General features: G+C 64.7%; 18 protein-coding genes. 10 read left to right on the forward strand and 8 right to left on the reverse strand.

Annotated elements, in window-relative coordinates; translation table 11 throughout:
• The first annotated feature begins 22 nt into the window (after positions 1–22).
• The 9 genes from V8J83_RS14575 (at position 23) to V8J83_RS14615 (ending at position 8,044) form a co-directional block, all read left to right on the forward strand.
• A complete protein-coding gene (locus V8J83_RS14575; RefSeq protein ID WP_339987165.1) occupies positions 23–964 on the forward strand; it encodes an ABC transporter permease in 942 nt (313 codons plus the stop codon).
• Positions 961–1,785: an ABC transporter permease gene (locus V8J83_RS14580; protein ID WP_339987166.1), complete on the forward strand. Its 825-nt coding sequence runs from the start codon at positions 961–963 to the stop codon at positions 1,783–1,785. The genes V8J83_RS14575 and V8J83_RS14580 overlap by 4 nt, the downstream gene beginning before the upstream one ends.
• Positions 1,782–3,335, forward strand: a complete 1,554-nt coding sequence (locus tag V8J83_RS14585) for an ABC transporter ATP-binding protein (RefSeq protein ID WP_339987167.1) — start codon at positions 1,782–1,784, stop codon at positions 3,333–3,335. The genes V8J83_RS14580 and V8J83_RS14585 overlap by 4 nt, the downstream gene beginning before the upstream one ends.
• Positions 3,332–4,786 carry an aldehyde dehydrogenase family protein gene (locus tag V8J83_RS14590; protein WP_339987168.1) on the forward strand — a complete coding sequence of 485 codons (1,455 nt, stop codon included), beginning with the start codon at positions 3,332–3,334 and terminating at the stop codon, positions 4,784–4,786. The genes V8J83_RS14585 and V8J83_RS14590 overlap by 4 nt, the downstream gene beginning before the upstream one ends.
• A 188-nt stretch (positions 4,787–4,974) precedes the next feature.
• A complete protein-coding gene (locus V8J83_RS14595; RefSeq protein WP_339987169.1) occupies positions 4,975–5,532 on the forward strand; it encodes a hypothetical protein in 558 nt (185 codons plus the stop codon).
• Entirely contained in the window at positions 5,522–6,262 is a 741-nt protein-coding gene (locus V8J83_RS14600; protein ID WP_339987677.1) for an SDR family oxidoreductase, read from the forward strand. Before V8J83_RS14595 ends, V8J83_RS14600 begins: the two co-directional genes overlap by 11 nt.
• Positions 6,259–6,717, forward strand: a complete 459-nt coding sequence (locus V8J83_RS14605) for a hypothetical protein (protein WP_339987170.1) — start codon at positions 6,259–6,261, stop codon at positions 6,715–6,717. The genes V8J83_RS14600 and V8J83_RS14605 overlap by 4 nt, the downstream gene beginning before the upstream one ends.
• 23 nt (positions 6,718–6,740) lie before the next feature.
• Positions 6,741–7,067 carry a hypothetical protein gene (locus tag V8J83_RS14610; protein WP_339987171.1) on the forward strand — a complete coding sequence of 109 codons (327 nt, stop codon included), beginning with the start codon at positions 6,741–6,743 and terminating at the stop codon, positions 7,065–7,067.
• Positions 7,067–8,044: a P1 family peptidase gene (locus V8J83_RS14615; RefSeq protein ID WP_339987679.1), complete on the forward strand. Its 978-nt coding sequence runs from the start codon at positions 7,067–7,069 to the stop codon at positions 8,042–8,044. The genes V8J83_RS14610 and V8J83_RS14615 overlap by 1 nt, the downstream gene beginning before the upstream one ends.
• A 94-nt stretch (positions 8,045–8,138) precedes the next feature.
• Here the strand turns inward: V8J83_RS14615 and V8J83_RS14620 are convergent, their stop codons facing one another.
• From V8J83_RS14620 to V8J83_RS14640, 5 genes are all read right to left on the reverse strand, one after another.
• On the reverse strand, positions 8,139–8,714 hold the full coding sequence (locus V8J83_RS14620; RefSeq protein WP_339987172.1) for a F0F1 ATP synthase subunit B: 576 nt from the start codon (positions 8,712–8,714) through the stop codon (positions 8,139–8,141).
• Between the two features lie 4 nt (positions 8,715–8,718).
• The gene (locus tag V8J83_RS14625; protein ID WP_339987173.1) at positions 8,719–9,255 is read right to left on the reverse strand and encodes a F0F1 ATP synthase subunit B'; all 537 of its coding nucleotides are present in this window, start codon (positions 9,253–9,255) and stop codon (positions 8,719–8,721) included.
• Between the two features lie 93 nt (positions 9,256–9,348).
• A complete protein-coding gene (locus V8J83_RS14630) occupies positions 9,349–9,585 on the reverse strand; it encodes a F0F1 ATP synthase subunit C (protein ID WP_339987174.1) in 237 nt (78 codons plus the stop codon).
• Between the two features lie 53 nt (positions 9,586–9,638).
• The gene (locus V8J83_RS14635) at positions 9,639–10,505 is read right to left on the reverse strand and encodes a F0F1 ATP synthase subunit A (RefSeq protein ID WP_500796468.1); all 867 of its coding nucleotides are present in this window, start codon (positions 10,503–10,505) and stop codon (positions 9,639–9,641) included.
• Between the two features lie 127 nt (positions 10,506–10,632).
• Positions 10,633–10,977 (reverse strand): AtpZ/AtpI family protein, encoded by a 345-nt coding sequence (locus V8J83_RS14640; RefSeq protein WP_339987175.1) that lies wholly within the window; start codon positions 10,975–10,977, stop codon positions 10,633–10,635.
• Positions 10,978–11,187: 210 nt separating this feature from the next.
• Here V8J83_RS14640 and V8J83_RS14645 point away from each other — a divergent pair, with 210 nt between their 5' ends.
• Positions 11,188–11,526, forward strand: coding sequence for an ArsR/SmtB family transcription factor (locus V8J83_RS14645; protein ID WP_339987176.1), 339 nt, complete (start codon positions 11,188–11,190; stop codon positions 11,524–11,526).
• Here V8J83_RS14645 and V8J83_RS14650 read toward each other — a convergent pair.
• From V8J83_RS14650 to V8J83_RS14660, 3 genes are all read right to left on the reverse strand, one after another.
• A complete protein-coding gene (locus V8J83_RS14650; protein WP_339987177.1) occupies positions 11,523–12,005 on the reverse strand; it encodes a ClbS/DfsB family four-helix bundle protein in 483 nt (160 codons plus the stop codon). The genes V8J83_RS14645 and V8J83_RS14650 overlap by 4 nt on opposite strands.
• Before the next feature lie 161 nt (positions 12,006–12,166).
• Positions 12,167–13,093 (reverse strand): DMT family transporter, encoded by a 927-nt coding sequence (locus tag V8J83_RS14655; RefSeq protein ID WP_339987178.1) that lies wholly within the window; start codon positions 13,091–13,093, stop codon positions 12,167–12,169.
• Between the two features lie 45 nt (positions 13,094–13,138).
• Positions 13,139–14,017, reverse strand: coding sequence for a LysR family transcriptional regulator (locus V8J83_RS14660; protein ID WP_339987682.1), 879 nt, complete (start codon positions 14,015–14,017; stop codon positions 13,139–13,141).
• Positions 14,018–14,206: the final 189 nt, after the last annotated feature.

A 14,206-nucleotide genomic window follows, 5' to 3' on the forward strand; every position in this document is an offset into this window, starting at 1 on the left:
GCGGCGTCATACCCTGCCGCCCATGTTGCGTTACCTGCTGATCCGCGCCCTGTCGCTGAGCCTGAGCCTGATCGTGGCCAGCGTCGTGATCTTCGCGGTGATCGAGGTCATTCCCGGCGACCCCGCCGCCTTCATGCTCGGGCTCAACGCCACCGACGAGGCGATTGCCAACCTGCGCGCCGAGCTTGGCCTCGGCGGTTCCCTGACCGAGCGTTACCTAAGCTGGGTCACCGGCATGCTGCGCGGCGATTTCGGCACCTCCTATACCTACCGCGTGCCGGTCTCCGAACTCATTGCCGATCGCATCTGGGTGTCGCTTCCGCTCGCGATCTTCGCGCTGATCCTGTCGACGCTGATCGCCATCCCGGTCGGGATCATCGCCGCCACAAACCGTGGAAAAGCGGGCGATTTCGCGATCATGGGCGTCACCCAACTGGGCATCGCCGTGCCGAACTTCTGGTTTGCCATGCTGCTCGTCCTGCTCTTCGCTGTCACCTTTTCGCTCTTTTCTGCCGGTGGCTTCCCCGGCTGGGATCAACCGGGGCCCGCGCTGAAATCGCTGGTCCTGCCCGCCATCGCGCTCGCCCTGCCGCAAGCCTCCATCCTCGCCCGCGTCATGCGCTCCGCCGTGATCGAAACGCTCGATCAGGATTACATCCGCACCGCCCGCGCCCGTGGCCTCACCCGCGGCCAGACGATCCGCCGCCACGCCCTGCGCAACGCCCTGATCCCCGTGCTCACCATCATCGGCCTGCAATTCAGCTTCCTGCTCGCCGGGGCCATCATCATCGAAAACGTCTTCTTCCTGCCCGGCCTCGGACGGCTGGTGTTCCAGGGCATCACCCAACGCGACCTCGTCGTCGTGGAATCCGTCACCATGCTTTTGGTCTTCGCCGTGATCACCGTCACCTTCCTCGTCGACATCGCCTACGCCCTCGTCGATCCCAGACTGCGCCGCAAATGACCCGCCTCCCCGCAGCCCTCGCCCTCGGGGCGGCGATCACCGGGATCTATGCCGCCATCGCGCTGATCTCGCTGTTCTGGACCCCATACGACATCACCAACCTGCAAATCTCCAACCGCCTGCAAGGTTGGTCCGGCACACACCCCCTTGGCACCGATCAATTCGGCCGCGACATGGTCTCCATGCTAATGGAAGGCGCGCGGACCTCCATCGCCGTGGCCATCGTCGCCGTGGGCATCGGCGTCACCCTCGGCGTACCGCTTGGCCTTGCCGCCGCCGCCAATCGCGGCTCGCTGCTGGATGAGATCATCATGCGCGGCAATGACCTGATCTTTGCCTTTCCCTCGCTTGTGATCGCCATCCTGATCACCGCCATCTGGGGGCCGTCCGCCACCAACGCGATCCTTGCCATCGGGATCTTCAACATCCCCGTCTTCGCCCGTGTGGCGCGCGGCGGCGCGCTTCCGATCTGGACGCTCGACTACATCCTCGCCGCGCGAACCGCCGGAAAATCCCGCGCGCGCATCAGCGCCGAACACGTCCTGCCCAACATCGCCAACCTGCTGATCGTGCAGGCCACGATCCAGTTCTCCCTCGGCATCCTGGCCGAAGCGGGCCTGTCCTACGTGGGCCTCGGCGCGCAACCGCCCACCTCCTCGCTTGGCCGCATGCTCAGCGAAAGCCAGACGATGATCTATTCCGACCCCTGGCTGGCGGTCCTGCCCGGCCTCGCCATCGTCATCCTCGTGCTCGGCCTCAACCTTCTGGGCGACGGCTTGCGCGACGCGCTCGACCCCCGACTGCGGAGGGCGCGGGAATGATCGACATCCGCAACCTGTCCGTGCGGATCGGCACGACCGACATCCTGCGCGATGTGTCCCTGACCATCGGCGCGGGCGAAATCTTCGGCCTTGTCGGTGAAAGCGGCTCGGGCAAATCCATGACCGCCCTGTCGCTGATGGGCCTGCTGCCGCGTGTGATGCAGGCCTCCGGCCATGCTCGGCTTGACGGCACCGACCTGCTGTCACTCGACGAGGCGACCCTGTGCACCCTGCGCGGCAATGACATCTCGATGATCTTCCAGGAACCGATGACTGCCCTCAACCCGGTGCAGACCATCGGCGATCAGGTCGCCGAGGTGCTGACAATCCACGGCAAGGCCCAAGGCCCCGAAGCCCGCCATATCGCCCGCAACCGCCTTGACCGGGTGGGCCTGTCGCATATCGGCCTCGACCGCTATCCCCATGAACTCAGCGGCGGCCAACGCCAACGCGTCTGCATCGCCGCCGCCATCGCTTTGCACCCCCGCCTTCTTATCGCGGACGAGCCCACAACCGCCCTCGACGTCACCACCCAAGCGCAAATCCTCGACCTGCTGCGCGATCTGGTGGCCGAGGAAAACATGTCGCTCCTGCTGATCACCCATGACCTTGCCGTCGTCTCCAACATGGCCGACCGCATCGCCGTCATGGAACGCGGCCGCATCGTCGAACAGGGCCACACGCACGATGTCCTGCGCGACCAAAATCACCCCTACACCCGCAAACTCTTTGCCGCCTCCTCGCATCGCCCCGACCGCGACGGCACCGCCACGCCTGACGCCATTCTGCGCGTCGACGACATCCACCGACACTACCCCGGGGCGCGCGCGGGCTTTCGGCGCGGCCCGCCGGTCAAGGCCGTGAACGGGGTCAGCTTTGCCATCAAACGCGGTGAAAGCCTTGGCCTTGTTGGCGAGAGCGGCTGTGGAAAATCCACCCTGACCCGTGCCATTCTTGGCCTCGATCCGCTCACCTCCGGGTCCATCACGCTCAACGACACCCCCGTGTCGCCGCAGATGCCCCGCGAAAACCGCGCCGATATGCAGGTCGTGTTCCAAGACCCCTACGCAAGCTTCAATCCCCGCTGGCGTGTCGATCGCATCATTGCCGAGCCGTTCCACCTTCTGTCGCGCAAACCCGCCGCAACCGACATAGCCGAGGCGCTCGACGCCGTGCGCCTGTCGCCCGATGATGCTTTCAAATACCCCCACGAATTCTCCGGCGGTCAGCGACAGCGCATCGCCATCGCCCGCGCGCTGATCACCCGGCCCAAACTGCTGGTCCTCGATGAGGCCGTCAGCGCGCTCGACGTGTCGGTCCGCGCGCAAATCCTCGACCTTCTGGCCGATCTGCAAACCCGCTTCGGCCTCAGCTACCTGTTCATCTCCCATGACCTGACCGTCGTGCGCGCCATCACCGACCGCGTACTGGTGATGCAGGCCGGCGAGATCGTCGAACAGGGCAAGACCGAGCAAGTGTTCAACACCCCCGCCCATCCCTACACCTGCGCCCTGCTGGCCTCGGCCCCGAAACTGGAGATCCCCGCATGACATCCCTTCCGCTCTGGTTCGACCCCGCTCGGGTCTTCATCGGTGGCACATGGCGCGCGCCTTTGGGCGGCGACACCCTTGCGGTCGTGGACCCGTCGACCGGCGCGGAAATCGCCCGCATCGCGCGCGGCACGCAGGCCGATATCGCCGCCGCCGTGGACGCCGCCGAAGCCGCGCTGTCGGGTGCATGGGGCGCCATGACCGCCGCTGAGCGGGGCCGCATCCTCTTCCGGCTTGGCGATCTGGTCCTGCAAAACGCGGACGCACTCGCCACGTTGGAGGCCATGGACGTCGGCAAACCCCTGCGACAGGCGCAAAACGATGTCATGGCGCTGGCGCGTTATTGCGAATTTTATGGCGGCGCGGCCGACAAACTCACCGGCGACACCATCCCCTTCCAGCAAGGCTTCACCGTCTACACCCTGCGTGAACCCCACGGCGTCACGGGCCATATCGTCCCGTGGAATTACCCGATGCAGATCATCGGGCGTTCCATCGGCGCGGCGCTGGCCACTGGAAACGCCTGCGTCCTGAAACCCGCCGAAGAGGCTTGCCTGACTGCGCTGGCCTTCGCCGATCTCGCGGCCCAGGCGGGCCTGCCCTCCGGTGCCTTGAACGTCGTGCCGGGCCTCGGAGCCGAGGCGGGCGCAGCGCTGACCGCAGAGCCCCGCGTACGGCATCTGTCGTTCACCGGATCGGTCGCGACCGGCAAGCGCGTGCAGGTCGCAGCCGCCGACAACATCGTGCCGGTGACGCTGGAATTGGGCGGCAAATCCCCGCAACTGGTCTTCGCCGACGCCGACCTCGACAAGGCGCTGCCGTTTTTGGTGAACGCGGGCATTCAGAACGCGGGCCAGACCTGCTCAGCCGGCTCCCGCATCCTTGTGCATCGCGACATCCACGACGACCTCGCCGACCGCCTGTCGGATGCCATCTCCGCCCTCAAGATCGCGCCCGCAATGGACAATGCCGATGTCGGCCCCCTCGTCTCCGCCCGCCAAAAGGCAATCGTCGACGGGTTTCTGGCCATGGCCACGCCCGACCAGATCCTGGCCCAAGCCCCTTTGCCCGGCGGCTTGCCCAAGGGCGGCAACTACATCGCGCCCACGCTTTTGGGCCACCTCACCCCCGACCATCCTCTGGCCCAGGACGAGATTTTCGGCCCCGTGCAGGTCCTGATCCCGTTCGACGACGAAGACGACGCCATCCGCATCGCCAATGGCACGCGATACGGCCTTGTCGCCTCGGTCTGGAGCGCCGATGGCGGACGGCAGATGCGGCTCGCCAAGCGCCTGCAGGCGGGGCAGGTGTTTCTCAACAATTACGGGGCCGCCGGTGGGGTGGAGCTGCCGTTCGGCGGGGTCGGTCATTCCGGACACGGGCGCGAAAAGGGGTTCGAGGCGCTTTATGCCTTCACCACCCTCAAGACCGTCGCGGCCCATCACGGGTAAGAAGCTTCAGGGATTGCGCCGCGCATTGCGCGCCGCCGATGGCGATTTTCCAGGGAAAATCGCAGGGGGCGCTGCCCCCGTCGCCAAAGGCGACTCCCCCGAGGTATTTTTCAAAGCAAAGAAGGCGCGCGCGAAGCATGGACGGGGCCGGGCGACCGGTTTAGCGTCGATGCTGAGGGAGGCGCATCATGGGCAAATTTCCGATCTTTTTCCTGCTGCTGGGGCTGGCTGCTTTGGCCGCGGCGCTGTTCGGGGCGGCGCATAATCAGCTCAGCTACAGCGTCGGCCCGACCTATTTCACCGCGTTCAAATTCGACCAGTTTGGCATTGCGGGCGATGTCTCCCCCCGCCTCGGCGCCGCCCTTGTGGGCGTGCAGGCCAGTTGGTGGATGGGGCCCCTTATCGGCCTGCCCGCGTTCCTTTACGGGCTTTTTGCCGTGCCCCAGGCGCGCACCTATCTAGCCGCCGGGCTTGGCGCCATCTTTGTCGTCGTGTTGCTGACCACCTTTGGTGCGCTCACCGGTTTGGTCGGCGGGATGATCGCCGAAACCACCGGCCTGCTCGACACCTATCTGACGTTGCGCGACGGCCCCACGCGGAGCGATTTCCTGCGCGCCGGTTTCATGCATGACGCCAGTTACCTCGGCGGTGCGCTTGGTCTGATCGCGGCCATCTTCCCCATGCGCCGCGCGCGCAAAATCGACCAACACCGGGCAACTCAGGAGGCCGCAAATGCTGCGACTTGAAGGCAAGACGGCAATCGTCACCGGCGCCGCATCGGGGTTTGGCGCGGGCATCGCGCGGGTGTTTTCGCGCGAAGGCGCCTCCGTTCTGGTGGCCGACCTCAACGAGGACGCCGCCGTCGCAATCGCCAGCGAGATCGGCGGCGCGGCGATCCGCACGGACGTCTCCGATGGCGCATCGGTCCGCACCATGACGCAGGCCGCGCTCGATCAATGGGGCCGGATCGACATCGTGGTGAACAACGCGGGCATCACCCATAAAAAGGCCAATCTCGAAGACGTCACCGAAGACGAATTCGACCGCGTCCTGGCCGTGAATGCCAAGTCCGTCTACCTCACCGCGCGCGAAATCATCCCCCACATGAAGGCCGCGAACACCGGCGCGATCCTCAACGTCGCCTCCACCGCGGGCCTCTCCCCGCGTCCGCAGCTCAACTGGTACAACGCGTCGAAGGGCTGGATGATCACCGCCACCAAGACCATGGCCGTCGAACTTGCGCCCTCTGGCATCCGCGTCAACGCGCTCTGCCCGGTGGCGGGCGAAACGCCGCTTCTGGCATCCTTCATGGGCGAAGACACGCCTGAGATGCGCGAAAAATTCCTCGCCACGATCCCACTTGGCCGCTTCAGCCAGCCACAGGACATGGGCGAAGCGGCCGCCTTCCTGTGCTCCGACGCCGCCTCGATGATCACCGGTGTCGCGTTGGAAGTGGACGGGGGCCGCTGCATATGAGGGAATTCAGGCGCCAATATCACGCCAGTATCGGGTCATTCCCGTGGCTGCTCTACCGGATTTGGCGCGACCGCCGGTTCGGGCGCTCCGGCAATGCGGCAAGCGATCCCGCGCGCATTCATCTGTTTGCGGGCCGGTTCGCCTCCGAAGAAGAAATGTTCGCCTATTGCTTCCGGCCCGTGACCGAATACGGGCCCGAACAGATCAACCTCGACCTGCCCGAGGCCTCGATTGACACCTCGAAAATAGACGCTGTGATGGGCGATCAGATCCGCCCGCGCTTGTCCGAGTATTTCGACAAGAACGCGCGCGATCACGTCCTGCGCCGACTTGGATCATCGGACGCGCTGATCCTGATCCCCGTGGCGGCCCTCAACGACACCGAATTCCACTTCCACGACACCCCGCGTTTGCGCCACATTGGGTTCGAGACAAAAAGCACACCCGACACCTGACACCCGTTCCGAAAGGTGCCCCGATGACCACCTTCACCCGCCACAACCTACCCGCCGACATCACCGTGTTCTCGGGCGATTTTGCGAGCCAACCGTTGGTCTTTGCCCATTTACTCGATGTCGCGCCCGATCTCGACCTCAGTCATGTCGAGGTGATCCAGACCAACCATGCGGCGCGGCTGTCGGCCTATTTCGCGCCCGTTCCCGACCTGCCCTCCGACACCACCCTCGTCCTGATCCTGCCCGCCGCCCATCCGGGCCTCGATTGCCCCTTCCCGCAGACCGCGCGCCTCAGGCCCCTCGGCCAGTTTCGCGGCACTGTCCCCCACCTGACGCAGGCCCCGACATGATCCAACCCGGCCCCCGCAACCTGATCACCGATGTCGCGGGTATGAGCGTCGGAAACGCCCAGGACGCGCACCTCAAGACCGGGGCCACCGTGGTCATCGGAGATCGTCCTTTCACTGCCGCCGTGCATGTCATGGGCGGCGCGCCGGGCACCCGCGAAACCGATCTGCTTGCCCCCGACAAACTGGTGCAGCAAGCCGACGCGCTGGTCCTGTCGGGCGGGTCCGCCTTCGGGCTCGACGCGGCCTCCGGTGTCGCCGATGCCCTGCGCAGTCGGGGGCGCGGGTTTGCCGTCGGGGATCAGGTCGTGCCCATCGTGCCCGGCGCAATCCTGTTCGATTTGATCAATGGCGGCGACAAGGACTGGCCGGAAAACCCCTACAAACGCCTCGGCGCAGCCGCCCTCGCACATGCCGCCGACACGTTTCAACTCGGCTCCCATGGCGCGGGCACCGGTGCGTTGATTGCGGATCTCAAGGGTGGGCTTGGATCGGCCTCTGCCAAAGTGGGCGGCGTCACGGTGGGCGCGCTCGTCGCGGTGAACGCGTTGGGGCGGGTCACCGTCGGCGACGGCCCGCATTTCTGGGCGGCGCCCTATGAATTCGGCGACGAATTCGGCGGGCTCGGTCCGGCACCCGGTTTCGACGCCGCAGCCCTCCCGCCGGTCAAGGGCGGGGATCGAGCCAACACCACCATCGCAATCGTCGCCACCGACGCGGCCCTGACCCAGGCCCAGGCGACGCGCATGGCCGTTGCGGCGCACGACGGCATGGCCCGCGCGATTTACCCCAGCCATACGCCCATGGATGGCGATCTGGTATTCGCCGCCGCGACCGGCGTCGCCGAGACAGAAGCCGACCCGCTTCTGCTTGGTCACCTCGCGGCGCTGTGCCTGTCGCGGGCCATCGCGCGTGGCGTCTATGCCGCGACCGGCGCACCGGGGGATCTCCTCCCGACATACGCCGCCAAACACGGCTAACCGCGCCCCGTACTCCGCGCCCCGTACCCCGCGCCCAAACGAAAACCCCCGCCGGATCAGGGCGGGGGTTTCTAATTCATCCGATGGGCCGCGCTTAGTGCAACTGCCGCTCGACCTCGGAAATCGCGTCATCGATCAGCTTGCTCTGATCCGCCGATTTGGTACTGCCTGCGATGACCTGCGCCGCCGCTGCGACCGCAACCGACGCCGCCTGATCCCGCACCGCGCGGCTGGCTTTTTGCTCGGCGCTGGCAATCTGCTCCTGCGCCGCGGCCAACCGCCGGGTGATGGAGTTCGCGATATCGGCCTTGGCCTGTTCCGCCGCAGCTTCGGCATTGGCCTTGGCTTCGGTCACGATCCGACCGGCCTGGTCCTCGACCTCACGCGCCTTGCGCTCGTAGGAGGCCAAAAGCGTCTGCGCCTCTTCGCGGAGCGCGCGCGCCTCGTCGAGTTCCGCCTTGATGCCCTCGGCCCGCTTGTCGAGCATGCCGCCGATCATCGCGGGCACGCCGAAGTAGAAGATGATCGCAAGGAACAGCAGGAAGCCGATCAATACGGTCCAGTCGGTGTTGAACAGCGACACAAGACCGTACTTGCTCTCACCATCCTCTGCCGCGAAGGCCGGGCTCGCGGCCAGCGCGGCCGCCATAATCAATGTCAGGTTCCGCATCGCCTCAGCTCCCCGCGCGGGCCGCGACGGCGGCCTCGATGGCTTTGGTGTCGACATCCTGACCGGGCGACAGGGTGCGCACAATCTCGCCGGCCACGTCGCGCGCGACCTCCTGCGCTGTCGCCGCAGCACTTTGCTGGATCTCGGCAATCCGCGCCGTCGACTCGGCCGTCTTGGCCGCGATCTCGGCATCTGCCTTGTCCAGCTCAACCTGCAACTGCGCCTGGATCTCGTCGCGCGTTTCTTGACTGATACGCTGCGCCTCGGCGCGGGCATCGGCCAGCGCCTTGTTGTAATTTTCCTCGGCCTCAGCCGCCTGACGCTTGAGGTCTTCCGCCGTGGCAAGGTCGTTCGTCAGGGTCCCCTGACGTTCCGCAATCACCGCCGCAATGCGCGGGATCGCCACCTTGGTCAGGATGAAATAGATCGCAGTAAGCGTCAGAACCAACCACAGGATCTGGTTCGGGAACGTCCCGATATCCAGCTGCGGCATGCCCGGTCCGGCTGCCTCTGCGGCGGAATGTGTGGCGTCGTCTGCCATGGATTTGTCTCCGGTCCTAAACGGGGCGGATTACGGCGGCGCGCCATTCATGCAAACGGCGCGCCTGACGTAAGGATCTGTCTCGCGTGTCGCTTAGACGGCGAAGAGCAGCAGGATCGCCACGAGGAAGGCGAACAGGCCGAGAGCTTCGGCAAATGCGATGCCGATGAACAGCGTCGCGGTCTGGCCAGCAGCGGCCGAAGGGTTGCGCAGGGCGCCCGCCAGGAAGTTCCCGGCCACGTGGCCCACACCGATGGCTGCAGCGCCCGTGCCGATTGCGGCAAGGCCAGCACCGATGAATTGGCCCATGTTTGCGATATCGCCTTCCATAGTCTTTCTCCTTACGTTGGAAGTTTTCTCACGGGCACACGGCCCGCGCAGAATTAGTGATGCGGATGAAGCGCGTCCTTGAGGTAGACGCACGTCAGAATGGTGAACACGTAGGCCTGGATGCCCGACACGAGGAACTCCAGCGCGTAGATTGCGACAACGCCCACGATGGGAGCAACGCCCGCCAGCCCCAAAGCGCCGACGAAACCGGCGAATACTTTCAGAACCGCGTGACCGGCCATCATCGACCCCGCCAGACGCAGGCTGTGGCTGATCGGGCGCACCATGTACGAGATGAATTCGATAATGGCGAGAACCGGGCGAATGGCCAGCGGCGCCGACGTCACCCAGAACAAGCTCAGGAACCCGGCACCATTTTTCACGAAGCCCACGATCGTGACGGTGAAAAACACCGCAAACGCCATCACCGCCGTCACCGCGATGTGGGACGTTGTGGTGAAGCTGCCGGGGATCAGGCCCAGGAAGTTGGCAAACAGGATGTAAAGGAACAGCGTGAAGATATACGGGAAATACGGCAAAGCGTCCTTGCCCGCCACGTCTTCGACCATCTGCCGCACGAAGCTGTAGGCCAATTCCGCCATCGACTGGCTGCGCGACGGCACCACGGCGCGACCGCGCGTGCCAACAACCATCAACAGGATCACGGCCAAAACCGCCATCGCCATCCAGAACGTCACGTTCGTAATGGTGAACAGCCCGACGGTGCCGAAGCCCGCGCCCTCGGCGCTGCGGGAAACCGTCTCGCCATCCTGCAACGCGCCCAATTCGACCGCAGTCAGCTGAACCGGCAATGTTTCACCGCGATACGTCGCCAGACCCGCTTCGCCTTCGCCACCCGGCGCAATCGACAACTCGGCCTCACCGGCCCCGAAGAACGGCTGGACCTCGAACTGGTCCATCGGGTGGATCGAAAGGCTGCCTTCGTAATCGTCCAGGTATCCGGCGATGAACGCCAGCACGGCCAACCCGATCAGCACAAACGCGATCATGCGGCTGCCGCCGCTCTTGGTCTCGGTATTGGTGCTCTCAGTCGCCATCCTGCGTCTCCGTTTTCGCGTCCGTCTGCCCGCGGGCCACTTCGGCTTGCTGAACCTCTTGCGCCGAGCGGATCATTGTCTTGACCCCGGCGATGAAGCCCAAAATCATGAACACGATCATCAGCCACGGCGTTGTGCCAAGCGCCCAATCGAGCCCGTATCCTATCCCGAAGCCGATGCCCATTCCGGCCACCAGCTCCACCACCATCCGCCACGCCAGCTGCGCCTGCGAATGGCCCTGATCCATGTGCTTGATCTCGGGCTCTGCCTTCGACTTTGCCGCTTCGATCCGCGCCTCAAGCGCGCGCATGCGGTCTTCGTCACTCTGGGCCATGCCGTCGGAACTCCCACACGGGAACTTGCGCGGAAGCTAGGCGCGCGTCGCAGCAGAGTCAACGCGATGGTTGAGCGCCTATCCCGTTGAAATAATACATCTATTTTCCGGTGCGACAGACCCGCCGCACCCCCCATTGCACCGCGGGACCCACAATTCGATATTCAACCATTTGGTTGACGATTGCGCCCAATGCCGCCAAATCGCCCCATGGCCCTGCCCGCAAAACCCACCCTCGACACTGTCTTCGCCGCGCTCGCGGACCCGACCCGCCGCGCGATCCTGCAGATGCTGCTGGAAGATGACATGGCCGTCACCGACGTCGCCGACCCGTTCGAGATGTCGCTTGCCGCGATCTCCAAACACCTCACCGTCCTGACCAATGCGGGCCTGATCACGCAGGAAAAGCGCGGCCGCGTGAAGTGGTGCAAGCTCGACCCCGACGCGCTCAAACCTGCCTCCGTCTGGATGCAGGGCTTCGGCCAGTTCGAGCCGGTCAACCTTGATGCGTTCGAGGCCTTTCTTGAACGCGAGTTGGGCGGCGATTAACCCCGTTTGAGCCGTGCGCGCACATATTTCGCCGCCGACCGAAAATGGCTCGCCCCCGCAGCCTCCGCATACCGGCCCCGCGTCCACCCGGTCCCACCCGGCATCGGCCCACCGTATAGCGTGTCGTCATCCTGCGCCGCGATCCATGCCCGCAACTGCGCAGCCTCCCGCGCCAACCCGTCCCGCGCCTCGGCCCACGGCACATCCGCGTAGCGCGCCCGAAGGCCCGCGTTATAGGCTTTCAACCCGTTCCACTTCACCCCGTGATCCGGCATCTGCGCCGTCGCGCCTTCCTCCAGCCACTGAAAGAACAGCCCGATCCAATGGGCGCGGTGCGTGAGAATATCCTTGATCGACGTGTTATCGGCGTCCTTCCCCTCGGCCAGCGCGTCCGGCACCTGATCCAAAAGCGTCTCAAGCTTTTGCCATTCCATGTCATGGGCGCTCAAAAGGTCGGCTTGGGTTGTGGCGGCTGGCATCCGGGCGCTCCTTTCGGGGGCAGGTTACGCCCCCTCCGGCCCGCCCGCTTTGATCCCCGTCAAACCCCGCATATCGGGTTAACAAAAGGTAAACGAAAACCGCTTTGTATCATTTTTTCAGAGGCTTAACCCAAGGTTGCAACCTTGCAACCACCCCCACCTCACTCCTTCAACAACAGCCCCAGCGCCAGCACCGTCAACCCGATCCCCCCAAGGATCAGCCCCCCCGGAACCGGCTGACCCAGCGCGATCTCCCACAAGATCACCCAGGACGGCGTCAGGTAGGTGTAGGCCATCACCTTCGACGACGGCAGCCGCATCGACGCGAACTGGATCAGGAACACCGTCGCAGCCGACGCAAAAATCGCCACATATCCGATCGCCACCCACACCATCGGCCTGAGCGCGCCCCAATCCGTCGCCGCCAAATCCCCCACACCCCAAACCGCGATGCACCCCGCACAGGCCACGAGGGTCAGGAACGCGAACACCAAGACCGGCTCGCCCCGGTTCAATCGCCGCACCATCGGTGTGTAAATCGCATGCGCCACACAGCCGACGAAATAAATCGCCTCCCCCCGTCCCACTTCAAAGGCCACAAACGCCTGCCAATCGGCCCGGAAAATCACCCAACCCGCCCCGACACCCCCAATCGCCAACGCCGCCGCGATCCGCCCGTTCATCACCTGCCGCAACAACAGCCAGCCGAACAAAGCCGACATCAACGGCGTCAACGTAAAGACTGCCGCCGCCGACACCGGGGGCGCCGTCTTCAGCCCCTCGAACATCAGCACGAAATAAATCGCAAACAGCCCGCCAAGGATCAGGTACCGCCAAGGTGCCACCAGCGCCGCCCGCACCGCGCCGCGCATGACCCGCCCCCGGGCCCAAACCACGGCCCCCATGATCACCGCCGCAATTGCGAACCGCACCGCATTCAACGCCGTCGGCGCAATCTCCGCAGCCACCTGTCCGCCAAGCGAAAACGATCCCGCCACCAGCGCCGAGAACAACAGCATCGCCAAATGCCCGGCCCGTGCGGCCCCCGGCGTGCCTGCCGCCCCAAACGGCTCCGACGGTGTCCTCATTTCGGGTCCGCGCATATGCGGCAGGCCCCTGCATTCGGCGCGCGCCTAGTCAACGGTCCAGGTCTTCACTTCATCCTTGAGGTGCTTCACGAAGGTCTGCACCTTTGCCGTGCGGTGCAAATCCATATGCGTCACCAACCAGATCTTCGCCGTCCAGTCTTCCAGCGGCGGCAACATCTCCACCAGATCATCGGTCCGGTCCAGATCCCACGATGCCACAAACCCGATCCCGATCCCCGACAGCACCGCCTCTTTCACCGCCACCATTGACGAGGCGCGGAAAAAGATCGTGTTCGACGGCACAGTGTCGTTCAACCACCGGAAATACGGCGCACGCGGGGTCTCTTCGGTGGTGCCGACAAAGCGGTGATCTCCAACATTGTCGCCCGTCAGCGTCCCGTAACGCTTCACATAATCCCGGCTCGCCACCAGTTTCAGCGTCTGGGTAAAGAAATGCTGCACGATATTGTCGGGCTGATCGGGCAATTTGCCTGCCCGGATCGCCACATGCGCCTCGCCGTATTCCAACCGGAACAACCGCGCATCCGAGATCAGGCGCACCCGAAGATCGGTATGCTTTTCCTGAAACCGCGCCACCGTCGGCACCAAAAGCGGCGACAGGGCCCCAAGCGACGTCACGATAAGATCGCCGGTCACCTCATCGCCGCGGCCCTTGATCCGGCTCACAAGCTGGGTGAACTGATCGTCCGCCTGTCCCGCAACGGCCAGCAGATCCTGCCCGGCCTCGGTCGCGGTATAGCCGCGTGCGTGCCGCTGGAACAACTTCGCGCCAAGCCGCCCCTCCAGCGCATCGATATGCCGGATCACAGTGGCGTGGTGCACCCCAAGCGCCTCCGCAGCTCCCGACACGGTGCCCAGTTTGGCCACCTGAAACGCGGTGCGAACCTCATCCCAATTGTCCATGGTGTCTGTGCGCTCCCTCACAAAAACAGGCGTTTGGCAAAGCATGCGCGCACAGATCGCGGAACGCAACGTTGGCCCGGATCAATAATTTGCAAGAATGCACATAATAGATGCGTTTCTGAGAAATTGCCTTTTCTTGCGCACGCTTCCAGGTTTTCGGACATCATTCATCCCACAAGGACCCGATCC

The sequence above is a fragment of the Gymnodinialimonas ulvae genome, assembly GCF_037543845.1.
Lineage (GTDB): Bacteria > Pseudomonadota > Alphaproteobacteria > Rhodobacterales > Rhodobacteraceae > Gymnodinialimonas > Gymnodinialimonas ulvae.

What these genes read in the sequence shown, in the direction of transcription:
- V8J83_RS14645 (WP_339987176.1), top strand. Translation starts at nt 11,188, where the DNA reads ATGGCCCTGCCCGCAAAACCCACCCTCGACACTGTCTTCGCCGCGCTC.
- V8J83_RS14640 (WP_339987175.1), bottom strand. Translation starts at nt 10,977, where the DNA reads ATGGCCCAGAGTGACGAAGACCGCATGCGCGCGCTTGAGGCGCGGATC.
- V8J83_RS14625 (WP_339987173.1), bottom strand. Translation starts at nt 9,255, where the DNA reads ATGGCAGACGACGCCACACATTCCGCCGCAGAGGCAGCCGGACCGGGC.
- V8J83_RS14610 (WP_339987171.1), top strand. Translation starts at nt 6,741, where the DNA reads ATGACCACCTTCACCCGCCACAACCTACCCGCCGACATCACCGTGTTC.
- V8J83_RS14635 (WP_500796468.1), bottom strand. Translation starts at nt 10,505, where the DNA reads ATGGACCAGTTCGAGGTCCAGCCGTTCTTCGGGGCCGGTGAGGCCGAG.
- V8J83_RS14590 (WP_339987168.1), top strand. Translation starts at nt 3,332, where the DNA reads ATGACATCCCTTCCGCTCTGGTTCGACCCCGCTCGGGTCTTCATCGGT.
- V8J83_RS14585 (WP_339987167.1), top strand. Translation starts at nt 1,782, where the DNA reads ATGATCGACATCCGCAACCTGTCCGTGCGGATCGGCACGACCGACATC.
- V8J83_RS14575 (WP_339987165.1), top strand. Translation starts at nt 23, where the DNA reads ATGTTGCGTTACCTGCTGATCCGCGCCCTGTCGCTGAGCCTGAGCCTG.
- V8J83_RS14580 (WP_339987166.1), top strand. Translation starts at nt 961, where the DNA reads ATGACCCGCCTCCCCGCAGCCCTCGCCCTCGGGGCGGCGATCACCGGG.
- V8J83_RS14650 (WP_339987177.1), bottom strand. Translation starts at nt 12,005, where the DNA reads ATGCCAGCCGCCACAACCCAAGCCGACCTTTTGAGCGCCCATGACATG.
- V8J83_RS14655 (WP_339987178.1), bottom strand. Translation starts at nt 13,093, where the DNA reads ATGAGGACACCGTCGGAGCCGTTTGGGGCGGCAGGCACGCCGGGGGCC.
- V8J83_RS14630 (WP_339987174.1), bottom strand. Translation starts at nt 9,585, where the DNA reads ATGGAAGGCGATATCGCAAACATGGGCCAATTCATCGGTGCTGGCCTT.
- V8J83_RS14605 (WP_339987170.1), top strand. Translation starts at nt 6,259, where the DNA reads ATGAGGGAATTCAGGCGCCAATATCACGCCAGTATCGGGTCATTCCCG.
- V8J83_RS14595 (WP_339987169.1), top strand. Translation starts at nt 4,975, where the DNA reads ATGGGCAAATTTCCGATCTTTTTCCTGCTGCTGGGGCTGGCTGCTTTG.
- V8J83_RS14620 (WP_339987172.1), bottom strand. Translation starts at nt 8,714, where the DNA reads ATGCGGAACCTGACATTGATTATGGCGGCCGCGCTGGCCGCGAGCCCG.
- V8J83_RS14660 (WP_339987682.1), bottom strand. Translation starts at nt 14,017, where the DNA reads ATGGACAATTGGGATGAGGTTCGCACCGCGTTTCAGGTGGCCAAACTG.